Below are 22,571 nucleotides of genomic sequence, written 5' to 3'. Positions count from 1 at the left end.
TCCTCCGGCGCCGGGGGAGCCCGGCTGGCGGGCGCGGGAAGCCCGCACCGCCCGGGGCGGTGGCACTCCGTGACAGTCCCGTTCGTTGCCCCTTCAACCGTTCCAGTACGGTGAGGGGTGCCATGACGACCGCAGAGCAGCTTCCGGCCCTTACCCGACTCCGCCATGCCCGGGAGCGGTTCCTGGCGGGTGGGCCGGTGCCCGAGGGGGTGCCGGAGGAGGTCGTGTCGGCCTGGCGGCGGGCCCGGTTCCACGGGGTGCGGCGCGACGCGGGTGGGGACGTGCCGCCGGTCGTGGGGGCGGCGCCGGTGCTGGAGGCGGCCCGGCCGGTGCTGGAGCGGCTCGCTTCCGCGCTGGACGGGCGGTCGGCGCTGGTGTTCACCGACGCGCGGCTGCGGGTGCTGTGGAGCGGGGGTGTCCATCCGCACGACCATCCGTGCGTGGACCTTTCCGAGGAGCGCGTGGGCCCCAACAGTGCCGCCATCGCGCTGCGGACCGGGCGCCGCGCGGAGGTGCATGGGCCCGAGCACTTCCTGGACGACTGGCAGGACACGTCCGCCGTCAGCGCCCCCGTCCGCGCGCCGGGTACCACGCGCCCGATCGGTACGGTCACCGTCGTGACCCGGCTGTGCGAGGGCTGCACGGCCCAGCTTCCCGGCGTCGCCACCTCGACGGCACACCTGCCTGACGGCCACGCCCGGTCGGTCCGCCGTCCCGGCGGCGACTCCGCCCCGGCTCACCGCGCCGGGATCGACTTCGCCCCGGCTCACCCCGCCGATGCCGCCCCTGCCCCCGCTCGCCACCCTGCGGCCCACCTCTCGGACACCGACCTCCCCAACCTCCACCCCTCCGCCGCCCACCCCGCCCCGCCCCACCTAGCCACCCCCCACCCCTCCGCCGCCCTCGCCGAAGCCACCGCCGCAGCCGTCGAAACCGAACTCCTCGCCCGCTCCACCGCCCCCGAACGCCTCCTCCTCGACGCCTACCTCTCCGCCCGCACCGGCGACCGCCCGGTCGCGGCGTTCGGCGGGCACAGCAGGCTGGTCGACGACCTGGCGGCCCGCGCCCTCACCCCCGAGGACCTCCACCGCCTCGAACGGGCCGCGCTCAAGGACCCCGAGGCCCGGCGGCTCACCGTGGCCGGCCGGAGCGTCGACCTCACCCCCGTACGGCAGGGCGAGGCGACCGTCGGAGTGGTCGCCGTCCTGAACCCGGCCCCCGTCCGGGGCGGCGCCGAACCCTGCCGTACCCGGCCCCCGCTGCTCATCACCGGCGAACGAGGCACCGGCAAGACCACCCTCGCCCGCGAACTCACCCCGCACGCAAGGACGGTGGACGCGGCAGAGGCCGAACTCGGCGACGCGGTCGGCCACCTGACGACGGGTCACCCCCTGATCCTCCGCCACGCCGAACGCCTCACCCCACCCGACACCGCCACCCTCAACTCCCTCCTGGACACCCACCCCACGGCCCCGCTGTACGTCACGTACACCCCCGGCACGCCCCCGGGCCCCTGCCTCCAGCGCCTCCTGGACGTCCTGGCGGCCCGCACGATCACCCTCCCCGCCCTCCGTGAACGCCCGGAGGACATGGCGGAGTTGCTGAAGACGCTCGCCCCGAAGCCCCCCGCGGGACACCCCCCGCTCAGCTGGTCCCTGGACGCCCTGCGGGCGCTGGAACGCCACCCCTGGCCGGGCAACCTCACCGAACTCGCTCACGTCGTCCACGCGTTGGCGCAGGGCCGCCGCCTCACGGGCCCGGTCCGCAAGGCCGAACTCCCCGACGCGGTAAGGGAAGGCCCCGCCCACCGCCCCCTCAGCCCGATGGAGGACGCGGAACGCACGGCGATCCTCCAGGCGTTGAAACGGCACGGCGGCAACAAGGCGCGAGCGGCCTCGGCGCTGGGCATCGGACGAGCAACTCTGTACAGAAAGCTGCGTAGTTACCGAGGGTAGCGCGATCGGACCCGGCGCCCATCACTCCGGCACCCCTCAACTCCCGCAAGCCGAGGCCGATTCCGACCAGTCGGTCTTTCCCAAGTCTTGACTGCGCGCCGACTCCACCCCGATCCTCATCCATGAAGATCTTGCGACGGTCATGACAATCCCATGGAACTCCCGTGGAACGGTGAGGGGAACGCCGCACCCCCGGCTCATCGACCGCGCCCCCCGCCGACCCGAGGGACCGCCCCATGACCACGGCCAGACGCAGACGCGTCACCCTGCTCGCCCTCCTCCTGCTCCTCCTCACAACTGCCCTGGTTCCGACCCCCAGTTCGGCCGCCACGGACTGGTGGAACCCCACCGCGCGCGCCACCCCCGACTCCCAGATCAACGTCACCGGCGCACCCTTCACCGGTACGAACGCGGCCGGAGAGGTGCGCGGTTTCGTCGACGCCCACAACCACCTCTTCTCCAACGAGGCGTTCGGTGGCCGGCTGATCTGCGGCAAGGTCTTCTCGGAGGCCGGCGTCGCCGACGCGCTGAAGGACTGCCCGGAGCACTACCCCGACGGCACCCTCGCGATCTTCGACTACATCACCCACGGCGGCGACGGCAAGCACGACCCGACCGGCTGGCCCACCTTCAAGGACTGGCCCGCGTACGACTCGATGACGCACCAGGCCAACTACTACGCCTGGATCGAGCGCGCCTGGCGCGGCGGCCAGCGCGTCCTGGTCAACGACCTCGTCACCAACGGCGTGATCTGCTCGGTCTACTTCTTCAAGGACCGCTCCTGCGACGAGATGACGTCGATCCGCCTCCAGGCGAAGCTGACGTACGACCTCCAGGCGTACATCGACCGGCAGTACGGCGGCACCGGCAAGGGCTGGTTCCGTATCGTCACCGACAGCGAGCAGGCGCGGAAGGTCATCGAACAGGGCAAGCTGGCGGTGATCCTGGGCGTCGAGACGTCCGAGCCGTTCGGCTGCAAGCAGGTCCTGGACATCGCGCAGTGCTCCAAGGCCGACATCGACAAGGGCCTCGACGAGCTGTACGGGCTCGGCGTGCGCTCCATGTTCCTGTGCCACAAGTTCGACAACGCGCTGTGCGGCGTCCGCTTCGACGAGGGCGGCCTCGGTACCGCCATCAACGTCGGCCAGTTCCTGTCGACCGGCACGTTCTGGCAGACCGAGAAGTGCGCGACCGCGATGCACGACAACCCCATCGGCGGCGCCGTCTCCACGGCCGAGAAGGAGCTGCCGGACGGCGTCGAGGTGCCCGACTACGAGGACAACGCCCAGTGCAACAAACGGGGGTTGACCGAACTCGGCGAGTACGCCGTGCGCGGCATGATGCAGCGCAAGATGATGCTGGAGATCGACCACATGAGCGTCAAGGCCACCGGCCGGGTGCTCGACATGTTCGAGGCCGCGTCCTACCCGGGCGTGCTCTCCTCGCACAGCTGGATGGACCTCAACTGGACCGAGCGGGTCTACTCGGTGGGCGGTTTCGTCGCGCAGTACATGCACGGCTCCGAGGCGTTCGTGAAGGAGGCGGCCCGCACGGACGCGCTGCGTGAGAAGTACGGGGTCGGCTACGGCTTCGGCACCGACTTCAACGGCGTCGGGGACCACCCCGGCCCGCGCGGCGAGACGGCGACGAAGGTGACGTACCCCTTCACCAGCGTCGACGGCGGCTCGGTCATCGACCGGCAGACCAGCGGGCAGCGCACGTTCGACATCAACACCGACGGCGCCGCGCACGCGGGCCTCATCCCCGACTGGATCGAGGACATCCGCAAGGTCGGCGGCCAGGACGCGGTGAGCGACCTCTTCCGGGGCGCCGAGTCCTACCTCGGCACCTGGGGCGCCACCGAGGACCACCGGGCGGGCGTCGACCTCGCCCGCACCGGCACCGCGAGCGCCAGTTCCTCGGAGTCCAACCCGTTCACCAGCTACCAGCCGGGCCGGGCGATCGACGGCGACAACTCCACGCGCTGGGCCAGCGACTGGAACGACGCGCAGTCCTGGCAGGTCGACCTCGGCGCCACGCAGCTGGTGGGCCGGGTGACGCTGGACTGGGAGCGGGCGTACGGCAAGTCGTACCGGATCGAGGTCTCCTCGGACGGCGCCAACTGGCGTACCGCCTGGTCGACGACGGCCGGTGACGGTGGCCTCGACACGGCCCGCTTCACGGCGACCCCGGCGCGGTACATCCGCGTACAGGGTGTGCAGCGGGGGACTGAGTGGGGCTACTCGCTGCGTGAAGTCGGCGTCTACAGCGGATAGTCGACGCATCGGAAAGGGCCGCGCACCCGGTGGGGTACGCGGCCCTTTCACGTCCGGCGGACCGGCACGGTCAGCCGATCAGCACTTCTTCCCCTTGCACGGCTCCCCGCGCGGGATCGGGATCTTGATGACCAACCCGTCGTTCTTCACGGTGAGTTGGTACATCTTGGTCGTCGGGTTCTTCGGCAGGTCGTAGCCCTCGGGGACGTCCTTGACGACCGCGTAGTACGTGCCGGGCGGCAGCTTCCCGAAGGCGCACTTGCCGTTGACCGGCGTCGAGCACTCACCGACGAGCGTCTTCTTGCCGTTGACGCTGCGCCACAGCTGGACGACCGTACTGCCCAGCGGCGTACCGGTCTTGGCGTCGGTCGTCAGGACCGTCACCCCCAACTCCTTGACCAGACCGGCGTCCAGGGTGAGGTCCGAACGGTGACCGGGGCCCAGCGTGACCGGGTTCGAGCAGCCGTTCCGCTGGTTGACGACTGAGTCGTTGCCGACCCCGCCCGCGTTCGGCTTGGTCCACTGGTAGCCGTTCGGCTTGACGAAGCAGACCTTGTACTTGCCGTCGGGGAGGTTGTCGAAGAGGTACTTCCCCTGCGCGTCCGTCTTGGTCGTCTTCAGCGTCTTGCCGGTCGCCGGGTCGATCAGCTTCACGGTGACCCCGGGGGTGGGCTTCTCGCCCTTGTCCTGGATGCCGTTCGCGTTGTCGTCGTACCAGACGTAGTCGCCCAGCTTGTTGAGCGGCGTGAGCCCCGCGTCGAGCGTGAGGTCCGTACGGTTCGACGGGCCCAGCGTGACCGGCGCCGAGCACCCCGTCTTCGGGTCCACGACCGAGTCGTTGCCGGAGGCGCCCGCGTTCTGCTTCGTGAACTGGTAACCGGCCGGAGCCGTGAAGCAGACCTTGTACGAGCCGTCGGGCAGGTTGTCGAAGAGGTATTTGCCGTCGGTGCCGGTCGTCGTTGTGTTGACGGTGTTGCCGGTCGTCGGGTCGATCAGTTTGACGGTGATTCCGGATGCGGGCTTCTCGTCCGGGTCTTGGATGCCGTTGCCGTTGTCGTCGTACCAGACGTAGTCGCCGACCTTGTTGAGCGGTGTGAGTCCGGCGTCCTGGGTGAGGTCGGTGCGGTTGGTCGGGCCGAGGGTGACTTCGGCGGAGCAGCCGGTGGACGGGTCGACGACGGAGTCGTTTCCGCTGGCTCCGGCGTTCTGCTTGGTCCACTGGTAGCCGGCCGGCTTGTCGAAGCAGACCTTGTACTTGCCGTCGGGCAGGTCGTCGAAGAGGTACTTGCCGTCGGTGCCGGTTGTCGTGGTCTTGATGGTGTTGCCGGTCGTCGGGTCGATCAACTTGACGGTGATCCCGGGAGCCGGTTTCTCCGTCGGGTCCTGGATGCCGTCGCCGTTCTCGTCGTACCAGACGTAGTCGCCCAGTTTGTTGAGCGGCGTCAGACCCGCGTCGACGTCGTGGTTGGTGTAGCCGGGGTCACCGACGGCCACCGTCGTCTTGCCCGTGCTGTCGGGCTTGGAGTTGAGGTGGGTGTCGCCGCCCGCGTTCGCCTTGGTGAACTGGAGGTCCTTGGGGGCGGGGGTGCCGGGCAGGCCCGAGGTGTCGGCCCCGGCGGGGTCGAAGACGACGTCGTACGCCGTGTTCGGCTCCAGTCCTTGCGGGGTGCCGATGTAGTACTCGCCGTTCGCGTCGGTCGTCGCGGTGAGCTTCGTGCCGTCGGGGGCCGTCAGGGTGACGACGACGCCCGGGATCGGCGGCTCGGACGGGTCCTGGATGCCGTCGCCGTTCGTGTCGTACCAGACCCGGTTGCCGACCTGGACCGGCGGCGGGGTGGAGATCAGCTCCAGGTCGGCGAGGCCGTTGCCCTTGCCGAACAGGTTCGCGCCGTCGGACCAGGTCGACTTGATCCGCAGGTTGCCGATGATCGAGCCGCTGTTGTCCGCCCGCTTCCTGGTGGTGGGCACCGAACCGTCGGCGACCCACTCACGCGCACCCTGCTCGTACGCCTGGTTCGTCCACGGGTCGAAGGCGGTCGTCCACAGCTTCTTGCGGTACGGCTGGAGCGCGGTCCCGCCCTCGGTGATCTGGTCGTGGTGGGCGTCGGACAGGACGGTCGTGTCGTCGTAGAACTCACCGCCGCCCGGCCCCTGCTTGTTGCCCGGATTCGCGCCCGTGAACGAACCGCAGGAGCCGTTGCTCTCCAGCGTGTACGTCGTTCCCGACACGCACGTCCGCAGCACGTCACCGGCGGCCACCGCGGAGACCTGGGCCGTCGTCGAGCCGAAGGAGTAGGTCTGGCTGCCCTGCATGTCCCCGAAGCGGTCGCGGAAGCCCATGATCAGGTCGCCGTTGTCGGCGATCTCGATGTTGGACAGCATCGGCTGCGGCGCGGAGACGAACGAGTGCTCCTCGCGCACCGGCACCCGCTCGTTCCACGCCTCCCAGTCCGCGCTCATCTGCTGGCCGACCGTCGTCGTGTCGTCGCAGCGGTAACCCGACGCGCCGAGGAACCGGTACGCGCAGCCGCGCCCGAAGTCCAGCGCGTACGAGGTCAGTTCGCTGAACGACCCGCCCTTGAACTCGAAGACGTGCGCGCTCAGCTTGGAGGGGTCGCCCCACGCCAGCGACGAGGTGACGGTCGACTCGGCGCCACAGACCCCGCCGACCAGCACGCGCTTGCCGCGCACGCCGATGCCGTACGGGTGCCAGTCGCCCTCGCAGGTCGCCGGCTTCGGGATGGCGTACGACGCCTGCGTGCCCGCCGTGACGCCGTCGCCGGTGCCGTTGATCGGCACGCTGTACAGCTTGGAGTCGTTCAGGTTGACCGCGTACAGCGTCTTGCCGTCCCCGGAGACGTCGACGTCACCGAGGCCCTCGCGGCCGACCTTGCTGTAGATGACGTCGTCGTGGAGGTAGTTGCCGGTCGCGTCGTGCGGGGTGAGGGCGCCGGGCAGGGTGGTGAACGTCGTCACCGCCGTGCTGGTGCTGTTGTAGCGGTAGATCGCGTTGACCGGACCGGCCGGGCCGTACTCGGTGTGCCGCTTGACCGACGTGCCCATGAAGACGTTGCCGGTGCGGTCGGTGCCGATGCCGAAGACGGCCTGCTGGGCGGTGTTCTCGGTGAGCTGGGTGACCGGGTCGCCGGGCGGGGTGGTCGTCAGGTTCCCGCCGAACTGGAGCAGGCCCTGCATGCCGGTCGCGTCACCCTTGGCGAGGCCCGCCGTGACCAGCGTCGGGTTCTCCGGGTAGTACACGTCCGGCTCCCAGAAGCCGGTGGTGTACGTGGCGGCCGTACCGCCCGAGACGTCCACGAAGCCGGTGTTCGAGCGGATCACGTCGGCGCCCGTGCCGAGGCCCGCGATCGCCGGCTGATAGGTGGCCGCGTCGGGGTTCTTCACCTCGATCCGGTACTTGCCGCCGGTCAGCGCCGAGGACGCCGGGGTGAAGGTCGCGAGCCCGTCCGCGTCGGTCGTCGCGGTCAGCTTCTGGCCCGCGTCGTCCGTCAGGGTGACGGTCACGCCCGCCATCCCGGGCTCCAGGGCGCTGTCGTACGCGCCGTCGGCGTTCACCTCGGTGACGACCCGTACGGTCACCGTGCCGTCGCCGGAGCCCTTGCCCCTCGCCGGCCCGGGGGCCGAGGCTGCCTGGGCGACGGGCGCGCCGGCCGCGCACACGGCCAGCACGAGGCCGACGGCGATCCGCCGTCGTACCCGTCTCCGCAGAGTTTCCTTGCGCATGCTGCTCCTCGTCTCATGGAGAACCACTCACCCTATATAGGCACATAAAGGGCAAATATGATCAATTCGGACAGGAGGGTTCGGGCATCGGAGTGGCCGTCACCGGAAGGTCGCCGCAGGGGCGTTGTCAGTGCCGGGTGGCAGGCTGTTGACCATGGACGAGACGGAGTTCATGCGCGGCAGGGTGTACGGCGCGGACCACGAGGACGCGGGGCCCCGGCAGGGCAGGCGTTACGCCGAACTGGTGGGCGGCCCGCTGGACGGCCTGCTGCTGGACGTGACGCGGCGGGCGGCCGGGGCCGGGGAAGTGGTGCTGGCCACGGAGATAGGGCGGTACGGGGCGGGAGGGCGGTCGGTGTATGCGGGGGAGGGGCGGCGGCTGGAGTGGCGGGAGGATCTTCCCGGGGTTCGATGAGGGTGCGGTGGGGGCTGTGGTGAGAGTGCGGTGAGAGTTCGGTGAGTCCGAAAACTCGCTCTTGAAAGTCCGAACTCCCAGTAAGCAAGGGCTAGTTCAAGCCGTTGACTTGATGCACTCATGACAATAGGCGGCACTCGGTGTCACTCTTCTGTCTCGCGTTCACCTTTTCTTCACGTACGTATCAGGCGACACCCCCCACCTGCGTTCCGTCCGCCACGGCCCCTTGATCAGGGGCCGTCCGCAGAAGGAGACCCCTTGCCCCGGCGACCCCGCCTCCTCCCCCGGCGCAGACGCGCTACTCTCCTCGCCCTCACCGCGGCCGGCGCCCTGCTGGCCGTCGGCACCCAGACCGGCGCCACGGCCGCGCCCGACGCCGGTGCCGGCACCGGTAAGAAGATCAGCGCGATACCCCGCGCAGGCGCCGCCCAGCTCGCCCTGACGCCCGCTCAGCGCACGAGCCTCCTCAAGAGCGCCACCGCCTCGGCCGCGACCACCGCCCGCAGCCTCGCCCTCGGCGCCCAGGAGAAACTCGTCGCCCGCGACGTCATCAAGGACGCCGACGGCACCGTCCACACCCGCTACGAGCGCACCTACGCCGGCCTGCCCGTCCTCGGCGGCGACCTCGTCGTGCACACCGCGACCAGCGGCCGTACGACGACGTCCAAGGCGTACGACGCGAAGCTCGCCGTACCCTCGCTCACCCCGAAGATCTCCGCCGCCACCGCGTCCGGCAAGGCGCTCGGCGCCGCGAAGCACGCCGACGTCGCCAAGGGCGAGGCCGAGAAGGCGCCCCGCCTCGTCGTGTGGGCCGGGGAGGGCAAGCCGGTCCTCGCCTGGGAGACCACCGTCCACGGCACGCAGGCCGACGGCACCCCGAGCGAGCTGCGCGTCGTCAGCGACGCGGCCTCCGGCAAGCAGCTCCTCGCCGAGGAGGGCGTCCACACCGGCACCGGCACCGGCCAGTACAACGGCGCGGTCCCGGTCGGCTCGACGCTGTCGGGATCGACGTACCAGCTCGTCGACGGCGCCCGCGCGGGCCACCGCACCTACGACCTCAACCAGGGCACCTCCGGCACCGGCACCCTCTTCACCGACGCCGACGACGTCTGGGGCAACGGCCTGCCGAGCAACCGGCAGACCGCCGGGGTCGACGTCGCGTTCGGCGCGGCGGCCACCTGGGACTACTACAAAGAGGTCTTCGGCCGCAACGGCATCCGCAACGACGGCGTCGCCGCCTACAGCCGCGCCCACTACGGCAGCTCCTACGTCAACGCGTTCTGGCAGGACTCCTGCTTCTGCATGACGTACGGCGACGGCTCCGGCAACAACAACCCGCTCACCTCCCTCGACGTCGCCGCGCACGAGATGACGCACGGCGTCACCGCCGCGACCGCGAACCTCGACTACTCCGGCGAGTCCGGCGGCCTCAACGAGGCGACGTCCGACATCTTCGCCGCCGCCGTCGAGTTCTACGAGAACACCCCCGCCGACCCCGGTGACTACTTCGTCGGCGAGAAGATCAACATCAACGGCGACGGCACGCCGCTGCGGTACATGGACAAGCCCTCCAAGGACGGCTCCTCGTACGACAACTGGAGCCCCTCCCTCGGCGGCGTCGACGTCCACTACTCCTCCGGTCCCGCCAACCACTTCTTCTACCTGCTGAGCGAGGGCAGCGGCGCCAAGACCGTCAACGGCGTCGCCTACGACAGCCCGACGTCCGACGGCAAGCCGGTCACCGGCATCGGCATCGAGAACGCCGCGAAGATCTGGTACCGCGCGCTGACGACGTACATGACGTCCTCCACCGACTACGCGGGCGCGCGCGTCGCCACGCTGTCGGCCGCCACCGACCTCTTCGGCGCCTACAGCCCGACCTACCTCGCCGTCGCCGACGCGTGGGCCGGCATCAACGTCGGCAACCGCATCGCCCTCGGCGTCAACGTCGCGCCGATCCCCGCGCAGGTCTCCGGCGTCGGGCAGAGCGTCTCCCTCCAGGTCGACGCGTACACGACCAACACCGGTGCCGGTCTGACCTACGAGGCCACCGGGCTGCCCGCCGGGCTCTCCATCAGCCCCACCGGCCTCATCTCCGGCGTTCCGACGACCCTCGGGGCCGGCGACGTCACCGTCAAGGTCACCGACAGCACCGGCGCGTCCGTCTCGCTGACCTTCAACTGGCGGGTCGCCAACATCTACGCCAGCTCCACCCGCGTCGACATCCCCGACAACGGGGCCGCCGTCGAGTCGCCCATCACCATCACCGGCCGCGCGGGCAACGCCTCCGCGACCACCGAGGTGTACGTCAACATCGTCCACACCTACCGGGGTGACCTGAAGGTCGACCTGGTAGCGCCCGACGGGACGGTCTACTCGCTGCTGAACCGCTCCGGCGGCTCCGCGGACAACGTCGACCAGACGTTCACCGTGAACGCGTCGTCCGAAGCGGTCAACGGGACCTGGAAGCTGCGGGTCCAGGACCAGGCTTCGATCGACGTCGGGTACATCCAGCGGTGGCAGATCACGCCGTGACGCTCCTGAAGTGACCGCGCCCGGTCCCTTTTCGGAGGGGCCGGGCGCTGTCATGCCAGGGTGACCTCCCACGTGTCCACCGCGAAGTGCACCGTCATTCCGTGGCGCGCGTACAGCGCCGGTGCGCCCGTCGTGTTGTCGGTGTCCACGCCCAGGCCCACCGTGTCGCGGCCCAGCTCGGCGAACGTCGCGAACGCGTGCCGCAGCAGCAGACCCGCGAGCCCCTGGCCGCGCGCTTCGCGCAGGACGCCGATACTGCGGATCCAGCCCATCGCCGTACGGTCGTTGCGGGCCAGCAGAAAACCGGCGTCGTCCTGCTCCGTGCCGGCGATCCACACCAGCGACCAGTCGACCCGGTCGCCGTCGATGTCGTGGAACCACTGCTCGTACGTACGCGGCTGGAAGTCGAAGTGCTCGGCGAACGTGGCCTGGTAGAGGGCGTGGACCAGGCGGCGGTCCGCCTCGGTGCGGCAGGCTCGCAGCCGTACGCCGTCGGGGAGTTGGACGGGGTGGTCCTGCCCGGGACCGATCGGCCTGTGCAGGACGTGATACCGGCGTACGACATCCCAGCCGCGAGCCGTCAGCACTTCCTGGTCGAGCGTCGCGCGGACGTTGAGACAGAGGTGGACGACGGCTCGCCCGGCCCCGTTCGTCCGGGCCTTCTCCAGGGCCCTCGTCTCCATCGCGGCCAGGACACTCCGGCCGGCCTCCTGGTGCTCGGGGAGGACGTAATGGTCGATGTCGATCCGCTCGCCCTGCGACTCGTCCCACAACAGGCCGTAGACGACGAGGCGTTCACCGTCGAAGGCGAGCCACGAGTCGCGGGCCAGGTCGGTGTCGGGGTGCTTGAGGTCGGCCTCGACGGTGTGCTGGTCCGTCTCGGGGCGGCCGACCTCGATCACGTCGATCGCGTTGAGGAGGGCGGTGATCGCGGGAGCGTCTTCGAGGGCGGCCGGGCGTATGAGGTACGGCATGGTGCCAGGGTCGGGGGGCGGAGCGGGGGCCGCAAACGAATTTCGGGCAGCGCCGAACGCCGGGCGTGCCCGAGGCCCGGCGGAGCCGCAGGTGAACTTCCGGCGTCCCGAACTCCAAGCGGTGGCAATGGAGTTGCCAGTGCCCGGCCCGGTGCGGGCAAGCCGTCGGGCAAGGCGTACCGGGTTCGGCAAAGACATCTATCCGCGTAGACGCCCCGGATGCTGTCATGTGCGCGACCGCCCGGACCGTTGCCGGGCCTTCGTCGGGAGACCCCCACATGTCCCGTACCACCCGTCCCGTGGTGACCGCCCTCTCCGCCTTCGCCCTCGCCGCCGCCGGACTCACGTTCACGGCGGGCACGGCTCACGCGCAGTCGTGCAGCCAGTCGTATCTTCCCCTCCCCGACCCCTCCTGCCAGCCCGGCGCCCTCAACCCCGACGTCACGCAGGACACCATCGGCTCCACCATCTGCGTCTCCGGGTGGACCGCGACCGTCCGTCCCTCCAGCTCGTACACGACCGCCCTGAAGAAGCAGCAGATAGTCGAGTACGGCTACAGCGACACCAGCACCTCCGACTACGAGGAGGACCACTTCATCCCCCTCGAACTCGGCGGCGCCCCCAAGGACCCCGAGAACCTGTGGCCGGAGCCCGAGTACGGCGACAAGACCGCCGGTAACAAGGACACCGTCGAGAACAAGCTCAAGAAGGCCGTCTGCGCGGGCCAGGTCAACCTGACCGACGCGCAGAACGCGATCGCCTCGGACTGGACGACAGCGCTGTCGGACCTCGGTCTGAGCTGACCCGGCGCAGGGGGTGGTCAGGTCTCCTGGAGCGGCGCGTACGCGTCGGCGCTCAGGCCGAACGTCCAGGCCACCCCCTCTCGCGCGGTACGCGTACGCGGCGGCACCCGCAGCCAGTACACGTTCCGCGAACCGTCCGGCTCCGGCGTGGAGTTGACGACCTCGACCATCACCACGGGCTCGTCGATCCCCATCTCGATCCGCCACAGCACGCCGGTCCCGTCCCGGTGGACCGGCTGCGCGCCCGAGTCGGTGAGATATCGCTCGTACCCGTAGAACTCCAGCATCACGCGCCGCAGTTCGGCGTTCTCCTCGGCCTGGATGCGCTGCGGCACCAGCGTGCGCAGCTCGTCGAGGAAGTCCGGCGGCACCGGCATCCCGCGCCACGCGCACAGCGCGAACCCGTCGGGGAACGCCAGCGCCGGACCGTCCCCCCGGTCGAGCCGCCCCGCCTCGTCACGGTGCAGTTCGGTGGGCCGCTCGCAGACGACGGCGACCTTCTCGAAGGCCCACCACCACCCGGCGCTGCGGCAGACCTCGGCGAGCCCGTCCAACGGCCCCTCGGCGCCAGGACGTTCGGCCAGGCTCCCGCGCGTCGGAAGCGGCGTCGTGCCGTCGTCCGGCAGACCTTCGGCGCCGGACGCCGAGTCACCGGACGCCGAGTCACCGGACGCCGAGTCACCGGACGCCGAGCCGCCGGACACCGCGTCACCCGCGAACGCCGCCAGCCACGGCGCGTCATGCTGCCCCAGCATCGCGTCCAGCAGGATCAGCCGAGCCTGTCCCGCCCGCTGCCTGCCGACCTCCGCCAGCACACCCTCCCGGATCCGCTCGACCAGCGACTGGGTCAGCTCCCACAGCCGGCCGCCGGTCGCGGACCAGTGCGCGGACCATCCCTCCGGCCCCAACTCGCCGTGCAGCCGCCGCCGTTCGACCGCCCACGGCTCACTGCGCACGGCCTCGCGGACACTCGCCCCGGGAGCGGCCAGCCCTCTGACCACGGCCACGCCCTCCAGGGGCGAGTCCGCCCACAGGATCCGCTCCGGCTCGGCCAGCCCCGCCCGCCGGTACGCGAGCCGGACGCCCGCCTCGGCCCGCTCCCGGTCCGCCGGAACCGCCGACGCCGCACAGGCACGCCACTCGTTCACGTTCATCGTCAAGGCCCCTCAGTCCGCCACGATCCGCACCGACCCGGGCACGTACTCCCGCTGCCGGATCACCCGGTACCACCCCGCCGGGAGCACGATCGTCGCGTGCTCCTCGTGAACCACCCGCCCGCCCTTGGGCACATGCAGCAGCATCGGCCCGAACGGCCCCGGCTCCCGCACGAGGTCACCCGGACCCACCACCGCATGCGCGTGCCCGGTCACCTCGCCCAGCGCCAGCACCAGCCGCCCCCGCCCGTCCCGTGCCTGCCTCGGCGCTCGCTCCACATGTGCCGGAACAGCCTCCTCGGCGACAGGCACGATCAGTACGTCTCCCTGCCGGTACATGGACACACCCCCTCCAACTCGACCGCGGCGCACCTCGCGCCGCCCTCATGACCACGACCGTACGACCCGCCACTGACAACGCCCCCGAACCCCGCCCCCGGCACCGCGTTGTCAGTGGCGGTTGGTACAACTTGCGGCAACAGGCCACAACCGCCGCGAGCATGGAGCCGTCGCATGACCGTCCACGAGCACCTGAAGACCTTCCACCGGCTGCCGGTCCGCGCGATCCCGCACCCGAAGGACAACAGGCCGCACCCCGACGCGGACGCCTGCGCCTGGCGCATCGCGAGCGACGTGTACGACTCCGGCGAGGAGTGGACGGCCGTCTTCGCCCGCTTCCTCGACACCGTCGACAGCGCGCGGGTGAAGGCGATCGTGGTCGGCGCCTGGGAGGAGGCGTACGAGACGGACCCGGCGGCCGTGATCGAGGCGATCGTCGCCGCCAAGGACCGGCTCCCCGCGCTGCGCGCGCTGTTCCTCGGGGACATGACGTCGGAGGAGTGCGAGATCTCCTGGATCCACCAGACGGACGTCACCCCGCTGCTGACCGCCTTCCCGGAGCTGGTGGAACTGGGCACGCGCGGCGGCCAGGACCTGGCGATCGACGGCGTCACGCACACCGCGCTGCGCCGCCTGACCATGGAGTCCGGCGGCCTGCCCGCGAGCGCGGTGCGCGGGGTCGCCGCGTGCGACCTCCCGGCCCTGGAACACCTCGACCTGTGGCTCGGCACGCCCGACTACGGCGGCGACGCCGAGATCGGCGACCTGGAGCCGATCCTGTCCGGTGCCCGCCTGCCGAGCCTGCGTCACCTCGCGCTGCGCAACAGCGAGATGCAGGACCAGGTTGCCGCGGCCGTCGCCGCCGCACCGGTCGTCGCCCGCCTGGAGACCCTCGACCTGTCGATGGGCATCCTCACCGACGACGGCGCCGCCGCCCTCCTCACCGGCCAGCCCCTCACCCACCTCAAGACGCTCGACCTGCACTACAACTACCTGACCGACCCCGTGCGCGAGCGCCTCACCGACACCCTGGCCCCGGCGGGCGTCGACCTCTTCCTCGACCGCGACGACGCGGAGGACGACGAGGAGGACGACGGCACGGTGTGGCGCTACGTGGCCGTGGGGGAGTGACGCCGATGCCGCCCGCTCCCGAGAGGACGCCGCCCGGCCCCGAAGAGGCGTGCCGTACGCCCGCGTTCACGGTCGTCGGCAACCCCGAGAACCGCCGCGTCACCCTCTTCACCGACGCCGCCCGCGCGGCCGGCCTCCCGGCCCCGCGCGTCCTGGCCTGGGCGGACGTCCTCGCGGCGGGCGGCGCCGACTTCACCCCCGACGAGATCGTCCGCCTCGACTCACCCGGCGAGCACCCCGGCGTCGACCGCGCCCTGCGCGGCACCGACGACCCCACCCGGGTCGAAGGCTCCGCCCGCTGGTACGACGCGTTCCTCACCACCCTGGCCACCCTGCGCGGCGGCACCCGCCTCGACGACCCGGACGACCTGGCGACCCTGTTCGACAAGCGCCGCTGCCACGCACGCCTGACGGCGGCGGGCGTCCCCGTCCCGTACTCGCCCGCCGCCGAGGTCACCGGCTGGGACGACGTCCGCGCCCTGATGCGCGAGCACCGCATGCCGAGGCTCTTCGTGAAGCCCGCGCACGGCTCCTCCGCGTCGGGCGTACTCGCGATCGAGACGGCGGGCGGCGGGCGTATCCGCGCCACGACGTCCGTCGAACGCGCCCCGGACGGACGGCTGTTCAACTCCCTCAAGGTCCGCCGCTACGACAGCGAACGCGAGATCGCCGCGATCGTCGACAGGCTCGCCCCGGACCACCTCCACCTGGAGCGCTGGTTCCCGAAGGCGTCCCAGCGGGCCCGCGCGGCGGACCTGCGGGTCGTGGTCGTCGCCGGCCGCGCCACCCACGCGGTGGTCCGCACCAGCGGCTCCCCGCTCACCAACCTGCACCTCGGCGGCCGTAGAGGCGACCTCGACGAGGCGCGCGCGGCGGTCGAGGAGGCGGGGGCGCGCTGGTCCGACGTCCTCGGGGTGGCCGAGCGGGCCGCCGCCTGCTTCCCGCGCACGCTGTGCGTCGGCGTCGACCTGCTCCCGGCGGTCGGCTGGCGCACGGCCGTCGTCGGCGAGGTCAACGCCTTCGGCGACCTCCTCCCCGGCCTCACGGGCCTGCCCGGCAGCGGCGCGGAGGGACTCGACACGTACGCGGCCCAGGTACGCGCCGCACCGGAACACGCCCGGCGCCACGCCGCGACCTCCGGCCCGGACGCCGCCGCGAGCCCCGCCCCGCACCACCCCGCGACCTCCGCCCCGAACCACGGAAGAACCACCCATGCACACGCCTGACATGGCGAGGATCGTCGGCAGCCACGACCTCCTCCTCGTCACCCTCGACACCCTGAGGTACGACGTCGCCGTCGAACTCGCCGCCGAGGGCCGCATCCCGAACCTCGCCCGCCACCTCCCCGACGGCCGCTGGGAGGAACGGCACGCCCCCGGCAGCTTCACCTACGCCTCCCACCAGGCCGTCTTCGCGGGATTCCTGCCCACCCCGGCCGCCCCGGGACCCCACCCGCGCCTCTTCGCCGCACGCTTCGCGGGCAGCGAGACGACGGCCGACGGCACGTTCGTGTACGACACCCCCGACCTGGTCTCCGGCCTGGCGAAGGAGGGCTACCGCACGGTCTGCGTCGGCGGCGTCGGCTTCTTCAACCTCCAGGGCCCGCTCGGCACGGTCCTCCCCGGCCTCTTCCAAGAGGCCCACTGGGAACCGGAGTTCGGCGTCACCTCCCCCCACTCCTTCGAGAACCAGGTCACCCGCGCCGAACAGGTCGTCGCCGGACTCCCGCAGGACCAGCGCCTGTTCCTCTTCGTGAACGTCTCGGCCCTGCACCAGCCCAACTGGTTCCACCTCCCCGGCGCCACCCGCGAGGCCGGAGACACCCGCGCCACCCACGCCGCCGCCCTGGAGTACGTCGACCACCACATCGGCCGCCTCTTCGCCGCCGCGAGCAGCCGCCGCCCCTGCTTCACGATCGTCTGCTCCGACCACGGCACGGCCTACGGCGACGACGGCTACACCGGCCACCGCCTGGGCCACCCCTCGGTATGGACGGTGCCGTACGCCCAATTCGTCCTGGACCAGGGGGAGACAGCGTGACCACGAGCCCCTACCAGTCGTACGTGTACGCCTACCCCCACAAGACGGCGTACCGGAAACTCGACGACCGCCCGCCCCTCACCAAGCTCTGGGCGGACGAACCGACGAACGCCCTCTCCCTCTACTTCCACATCCCCTTCTGCGAAGTCCGCTGCGGCTTCTGCAACCTCTTCACCCGCATCGGCGCCCCCGACGGCCTCACCACCGCCTACCTGGACGCCCTCGAACGCCAGGCGACAGCGGCCCGCGAAGCCCTCACCGAACCCCGCTTCGCCACAGCGGCGTTCGGCGGCGGCACCCCCACCTTCCTCACCGCCGCCGAACTCGACCGCCTCTGCGACCTCGCCGAACTCCGCATGGGCGCCGACCTGAAGGCGATCCCCCTCTCCGTCGAGGCGTCCCCCGCGACCGCCACCGCCGACCGGCTCCAGGTCCTCGCCGACCGGGGCACCACCCGCCTCAGCCTCGGCGTCCAGAGCTTCGACGACACCGAGGCGCGAGCCGCCGTACGCCCGCAGAGACGCGCGGACGTCGAGGCGGCGCTCGGCAGGATCAGGGACGTACGCATCCCGGTCCTCAACATCGACCTCATCTACGGCATCGACGGCCAGACGGACGCGAGCTGGCTCGGCTCCCTTGACGCGGCGCTCGCCTGGGACCCCGAGGAGTTGTACCTCTACCCCCTGTACGTCCGTCCCGGCACGGGACTGGGCCGGCGCGCGTCCGACGCCCCCGACCCGGCCTGGGACCAACAGCGGCTGCGGCTCTACCGGTCGGGCCGCGACCATCTCCTCGCGCGGGGGTACGTCCAGCACTCGATGCGGATGTTCCGCCGCGCGGACGCCCCGGACCAGGGCGCGGACGACTACGCGTGCCAGACGGACGGGATGGTCGGACTGGGGTGCGGGGCGCGGTCGTACACGAGGGAGGTGCACTACTCCTTCGACTACGCGGTGGGGATGAGCGAGATACGCGGGATCATCGACGACTACGTGGCCACCGAGGACTTCGCGCACGCGGAGATCGGCTTCGAGATGGGTGACGACGAGCGGCGGCGCCGGTATCTCCTCCAGTCCCTGCTCCAGGCAGAGGGGTTGCCCGCAGAAGGTCAACGGGAGTACTTCGGGCCGGAGTTGGCGCGCCTGGCCGAGCGCGGCTGGCTGGAGGAGACGGACGGCCGGCTCAGGCTCACCCCGGAGGGCCTCGCGCACTCCGACGCGATCGGGCCCGAACTCTTCTCCCCGGTGGTACGCCGCCGCATGGCCGCGTACGAGAGGAAGTAGCCGCCGCGATGGATCTCACCCTGCTCTACCGGGGCCCGCTCGCCTCCTGCGACTACGACTGCCCCTACTGCCCGTTCGCGAAGCGCCGCGACAGTAAGGCCCAACTCCGGGCGGACCGCGCCGCGTTGGACCGCTTCACAAACTGGGCGCACGCCCAGACCGACGACCGCCTGTCGATCCTCTTCACCCCCTGGGGCGAGGGCCTGACCCGCTCCTGGTACCGCCGCGCGCTGATCGGCCTGTCCCACCTCCCGCACGTCCGCCGCGTCGCCATCCAGACCAACCTCAGCTGCCGCACCGACTGGCTGACCGAGGCCGACCCCGACACCCTTGCCCTGTGGTGCACCTACCACCCCGGCCAGACCCCGTACGACCGCTTCCTCGCGAAGTGCCACGACCTCGCGGCGAAGGGGATCCGGTACAGCGTCGGCATCGTCGGCCTGCCCGAACACCTCGACGCGGCACGGCAGTTGCGCGCCGACCTCCCCCGCCACGTCTACCTGTGGGTGAACGCCGCCGAGGGCCACACCTACGACGACGCCTCCGCCGCCGACTGGACCGGCCTCGACCCGCTGTTCCCGTACAGCCGCCACCCGCACCCCAGCGCCGGACTCCCGTGCCGCACCGGCGAGTCGGTGATCTCGGTGGACGGCGAGGGGACCGTACGGCGCTGCCACTTCGTCCGCGCCGAACTCGGCAACCTCTACGACGGCTCCTATCGGGCCGCGTTGCAGCCGCGCGCGTGCCCGCTCGCCGTGTGCGACTGCCACATCGGGTACGTGCACCTGGAGACCCTCCCGCTGTACGACGTGTTCGCGGGAGGGGTCCTGGAGCGGATACCTCTAGCGGCCCAGCCGTAGCGTGAGGATCTGGAACGGCCGCAGGGAGAACCGCACTTCATTGCCGCCGCGCTCCACCGACTCGCCCTCCAGCGGGCGTTCCAGCAGGTCGGTCACGGTGGCGGAGGCGAGCGGGAAACCGGCCGTGAGGGTGGCGCGGGCGCGGGTTCCCCGGGACTCGAAGAGGCGGACGATGACGTCGCCGCTGCGGTCGTCGGCGAGCTTGACGGCCTCGATCACGACACCGTCGTCATCGACGGCGACCAGCGGGGCGACCGTCGCGGAACCAGCGACGACCCGCTCGTGCAGGTTGAACCGGTACCCCTCGCGCACCGCGTCCGAGACCTGGGCGCCGATCAGCAGGCCGTAGGACAGGCGGTGCGTGCCCTGGTCCTGGTCGGGGTCCGGGAAGAGGGCCGCGCGCAGCAGGGTGAGGCGGACCGTGGTCGTCGTGCCGCCGTCGGCGCGTACGTCGCGGGTGACGTCGTGGCCGTACGAGGAGTCGTTGACCAGGGCCGCGCCCCAGTCGCGCTCGCCGACGTGCAGGTAGCGGTGCGCGCAGATCTCGAACTTGGCGGCGTCCCAGGTGGTGTTGGTGTGCGTGGGGCGCTCGACGTGGCCGAAGGGGATCTCGGCGGTCGAGTGCGCGGCGCGGACGTCCAGCGGGAACGCGGCCTTCAGGACCTTCTCCCGTTCGTGCCAGTCGACGACCGTGTCGACCGACAGGCGGCGTGAACCGGCGGGCAGGGTCAGCGTCTGCTCGATCCGCGAGTCGCCGAACACGCGGACCACGTGGACGCCGTCCCCGGTCGCCGTGACCGACTCGGCCTCGGTGAGGTCGCGGACGGTGTTGCGGTAGAAGACGTCCAGGTCCCAGGCGTCCCACTGGTTCGGGAAGTCCTGGTGGAGCTGGAGGAGGTTGCCGACGGTGCCGGGGGCGAGGGCCTCGCGGTCGGCTTCGAGGTCGTAGGCGGAGGTGACGAGGCCGCGGGAGTCGATGGTGACGCGGACGATGCCGTTGTCGAGGACGAAGGTCGGATCACCGGACTGCGCTTCACCGGACCCGGACCCCGGCTGCGGCGCCACCGGCGCCTCCGGCCGCCCCTCCCGAAGCGCCGCCCCGAATGCCGCCACCCCACCCCGCGCATGCGGAGCCGCGTTGAAGACGACCGTCCCCTCACCCTCCCCGGCCAGCGCCCCCTGCGCCACCCCGATCAACCCGTTCAGCTCCCCCGCGACCCGCGCGTACGTCTCCTCCGCCTCCCGGTGCACCCACGCGATCGACGTCCCCGGCAGGATGTCGTGGAACTGATGCAGCAGCACCGTCTTCCACAGCCGGTCCAGCTCCTCGTACGGATACGGCGTCCCCTCCCGCACCGCCGCCGTCGCCGCCCACAACTCGGCCTCGCGCAACAGGTGTTCGCTGCGCCGGTTGCCCTGCTTCGTGGCCAGCTGGCTGGTGAGCGTGCCCCGGTGGAACTCCAGGTACAGCTCGCCGGACCAGACGGGGGCGCCGCCGTTCGCCTCGTACTCGGCGTGCGCCTTGCGGAAGAACTCCAGCGGGCCGTCCATCTCGACGCGCGGCGCGCCCTCCAGGTCCTTCATGCGCTCGGCGCGGGACAGCATCTCCCGGGTGGGACCGCCGCCGCCGTCGCCGTAGCCGAAGGGGATCAGGGAGTGGTTGGCACGCGCCTTGTCCTGGAAGTTCCGTACGCTGTGGGCGACCTGTGCGCCGGAGAGGTCGCCGTTGTAGGAGTCGACCGGCGGGAAGTGGCTGAAGATGCGGGTGCCGTCGATGCCCTCCCACCAGAACGTGTGGTGCGGGAACTTGTTCGTCGTGTTCCACGAGATCTTCTGCGTGAGGAACCACTTCACCCCGGCCAGCTTCATGATCTGGGGGAGGGCCGCGTTGTAACCGAAGGTGTCCGGCAGCCACATGTCCTCGGTCTCGACGCCGAACTCGTCGAGGTAGAACCGCTTTCCGTGCACGAACTGCCGCACCAGCGCCTCACCGCCGCTGATGTTGGTGTCCGGCTCCACCCAGAGGCTGCCGGTCGGCAGGAACTGCCCGGTCTTCGCCTTCTCCTGGGCGCGCGCGTACACCTCGGGCCGGTGCTCCTTGAGCCAGGCGAGCTGCTGCGCCTGGGACATGACGAACTTGAACCCGGGGTGGTCGTCCATGAGATGGGTGACGTTGGAGACCGTGCGGGCCACCTTGCGGACCGTCTCGCGCAGCGGCCACAGCCACGCCGTGTCGATGTGCGCGTGGCCGACGGCGGTGACGCGGTGGGCGCCCGCGTGCGCGGGGGAGTCCAGGGCCGGCCGGAGGGCTTCCCGGGCCTTCGGAGCCGTACCGCTGATGTCCCGCAGGTCGATGGCGTCCAGGGCGAGTTCGACCGCGCGCAGGATCTGCCAGCGGCGCGGGTCGGCCGGGGAGAGCTCGTGCATGAGCTGGCCGAGGACGTCCAGGTCCTGGGTGAGTTCGTGGACTTCGCGGTCGACGACGGCCAGGTCCATCCGGCGCAGCCGGTAGACCGGGGCGCCCGGGTCGGCCGCCGGGTCACCGAGCCAGGGGGCCGGGCCGCCGACCGTGACCGGGGTGAACGTCACCTGGTCCTGGCCGGTGTGCATGACGACCGGGTTGGCGGCGGCCTCGATGAAGACCGTGAACTCCTCGCCGCCTTCCGCCTGTTCGGTGACCGGGAGCCAGGTGTTGCGCGGGTTGAGGGCCTTCACGGCGGTGCCGTCGGCGCGGTAGACGAGGCCCTCGGCGGAGAAGCCGGCCGAGTGCGTGCCGAACCCGAGGTCGAGTACCGCCTCCACGGGCAGGCCCGCCCACTCGGCCGGTACGGTCCCGGTCACCTTGAACCAGCTCGTCGTCCAGGCGGGCCCCCACGGGTCCCCGACCTTCACCGGACGGAAGGGCGCGGTCAACCCCTCGCCGACCGGCACCGGTTCACCGGGCACGTCCCACGCCTCGACCGAGAGGGGTACCGCTCTGGCGTGGACGGCGGGCCGGATGCGCTCCTCCAGCACCCGGCGCAGCCGCTGTTCGGTGACGTCACGGTCGTTGTGCATGTGGATCT

At 71.3% G+C, this 22,571-nt stretch carries 15 protein-coding genes; 10 read left to right on the top strand and 5 right to left on the bottom strand.

Features of this window, described 5'->3' with window-relative positions:
• The first annotated feature begins 122 nt into the window (after nucleotides 1-122).
• Both ACQCO7_RS02965 and ACQCO7_RS02960 read left to right on the top strand, forming a co-directional pair.
• Nucleotides 123-1,955 (top strand): helix-turn-helix domain-containing protein, encoded by a 1,833-nt coding sequence (locus tag ACQCO7_RS02965; RefSeq protein WP_464070301.1) that lies wholly within the window; start codon nucleotides 123-125, stop codon nucleotides 1,953-1,955.
• Between the two features lie 236 nt (nucleotides 1,956-2,191).
• Nucleotides 2,192-4,231 carry a discoidin domain-containing protein gene (locus ACQCO7_RS02960; RefSeq protein WP_464070300.1) on the top strand — a complete coding sequence of 680 codons (2,040 nt, stop codon included), beginning with the start codon at nucleotides 2,192-2,194 and terminating at the stop codon, nucleotides 4,229-4,231.
• A gap of 78 nt (nucleotides 4,232-4,309) precedes the next feature.
• On the opposite strand, the gene ACQCO7_RS02955 is transcribed toward ACQCO7_RS02960, so the two are convergent.
• Nucleotides 4,310-7,972 (bottom strand): SdrD B-like domain-containing protein, encoded by a 3,663-nt coding sequence (locus tag ACQCO7_RS02955; protein ID WP_464070299.1) that lies wholly within the window; start codon nucleotides 7,970-7,972, stop codon nucleotides 4,310-4,312.
• Between the two features lie 154 nt (nucleotides 7,973-8,126).
• Between ACQCO7_RS02955 and ACQCO7_RS02950 the strand changes: the two genes are divergently transcribed.
• Both ACQCO7_RS02950 and ACQCO7_RS02945 read left to right on the top strand, forming a co-directional pair.
• Nucleotides 8,127-8,387, top strand: a complete 261-nt coding sequence (locus tag ACQCO7_RS02950) for a hypothetical protein (protein WP_464070298.1) — start codon at nucleotides 8,127-8,129, stop codon at nucleotides 8,385-8,387.
• 258 nt (nucleotides 8,388-8,645) lie between these two features.
• Nucleotides 8,646-10,922, top strand: coding sequence for a M4 family metallopeptidase (locus ACQCO7_RS02945; protein WP_464070297.1), 2,277 nt, complete (start codon nucleotides 8,646-8,648; stop codon nucleotides 10,920-10,922).
• Nucleotides 10,923-10,972: 50 nt separating this feature from the next.
• On the opposite strand, the gene ACQCO7_RS02940 is transcribed toward ACQCO7_RS02945, so the two are convergent.
• Complete coding sequence (locus ACQCO7_RS02940) at nucleotides 10,973-11,896, bottom strand: GNAT family N-acetyltransferase (protein WP_464070296.1); 924 nt, start codon at nucleotides 11,894-11,896, stop codon at nucleotides 10,973-10,975.
• 278 nt (nucleotides 11,897-12,174) lie between these two features.
• On the opposite strand from ACQCO7_RS02940, the gene ACQCO7_RS02935 reads away from it, so the two are divergent.
• A complete protein-coding gene (locus ACQCO7_RS02935; protein ID WP_050371660.1) occupies nucleotides 12,175-12,699 on the top strand; it encodes a hypothetical protein in 525 nt (174 codons plus the stop codon).
• A gap of 17 nt (nucleotides 12,700-12,716) precedes the next feature.
• Here ACQCO7_RS02935 and ACQCO7_RS02930 read toward each other — a convergent pair whose 3' ends face one another.
• Nucleotides 12,717-13,853: a DUF6745 domain-containing protein gene (locus ACQCO7_RS02930; RefSeq protein ID WP_464070295.1), complete on the bottom strand. Its 1,137-nt coding sequence runs from the start codon at nucleotides 13,851-13,853 to the stop codon at nucleotides 12,717-12,719.
• A gap of 12 nt (nucleotides 13,854-13,865) precedes the next feature.
• Complete coding sequence (locus ACQCO7_RS02925; RefSeq protein WP_464070294.1) at nucleotides 13,866-14,192, bottom strand: hypothetical protein; 327 nt, start codon at nucleotides 14,190-14,192, stop codon at nucleotides 13,866-13,868.
• A gap of 174 nt (nucleotides 14,193-14,366) precedes the next feature.
• Between ACQCO7_RS02925 and ACQCO7_RS02920 the strand changes: the two genes are divergently transcribed.
• The 5 genes from ACQCO7_RS02920 to ACQCO7_RS02900 are packed head-to-tail and all read left to right on the top strand — an operon-like array spanning nucleotide 14,367 to nucleotide 19,506.
• On the top strand, nucleotides 14,367-15,323 hold the full coding sequence (locus ACQCO7_RS02920) for an STM4015 family protein (RefSeq protein ID WP_464070293.1): 957 nt from the start codon (nucleotides 14,367-14,369) through the stop codon (nucleotides 15,321-15,323).
• A gap of 5 nt (nucleotides 15,324-15,328) precedes the next feature.
• Nucleotides 15,329-16,549: an STM4014 family protein gene (locus ACQCO7_RS02915; RefSeq protein WP_464070292.1), complete on the top strand. Its 1,221-nt coding sequence runs from the start codon at nucleotides 15,329-15,331 to the stop codon at nucleotides 16,547-16,549.
• A gap of 1 nt (nucleotide 16,550) precedes the next feature.
• A complete protein-coding gene (locus tag ACQCO7_RS02910) occupies nucleotides 16,551-17,363 on the top strand; it encodes an STM4013/SEN3800 family hydrolase (RefSeq protein WP_464077129.1) in 813 nt (270 codons plus the stop codon).
• Nucleotides 17,312-18,646 carry an STM4012 family radical SAM protein gene (locus tag ACQCO7_RS02905; protein ID WP_464070291.1) on the top strand — a complete coding sequence of 445 codons (1,335 nt, stop codon included), beginning with the start codon at nucleotides 17,312-17,314 and terminating at the stop codon, nucleotides 18,644-18,646. The genes ACQCO7_RS02910 and ACQCO7_RS02905 overlap by 52 nt, the downstream gene beginning before the upstream one ends.
• Before the next feature lie 8 nt (nucleotides 18,647-18,654).
• The gene (locus tag ACQCO7_RS02900; protein WP_464070290.1) at nucleotides 18,655-19,506 is read left to right on the top strand and encodes an STM4011 family radical SAM protein; all 852 of its coding nucleotides are present in this window, start codon (nucleotides 18,655-18,657) and stop codon (nucleotides 19,504-19,506) included.
• Here the strand turns inward: ACQCO7_RS02900 and ACQCO7_RS02895 are convergent.
• Nucleotides 19,489-22,563 carry an alpha-mannosidase gene (locus ACQCO7_RS02895; RefSeq protein ID WP_464070289.1) on the bottom strand — a complete coding sequence of 1,025 codons (3,075 nt, stop codon included), beginning with the start codon at nucleotides 22,561-22,563 and terminating at the stop codon, nucleotides 19,489-19,491. The genes ACQCO7_RS02900 and ACQCO7_RS02895 overlap by 18 nt on opposite strands.
• Between the last annotated feature and the right edge of the window lie 8 nt (nucleotides 22,564-22,571).

Source organism: Streptomyces saintjeani (assembly GCF_055409605.1).
The sequence above is the reverse complement of the archived record's forward strand: the minus strand, read 5'-3'. Positions and strand labels throughout refer to the sequence as shown.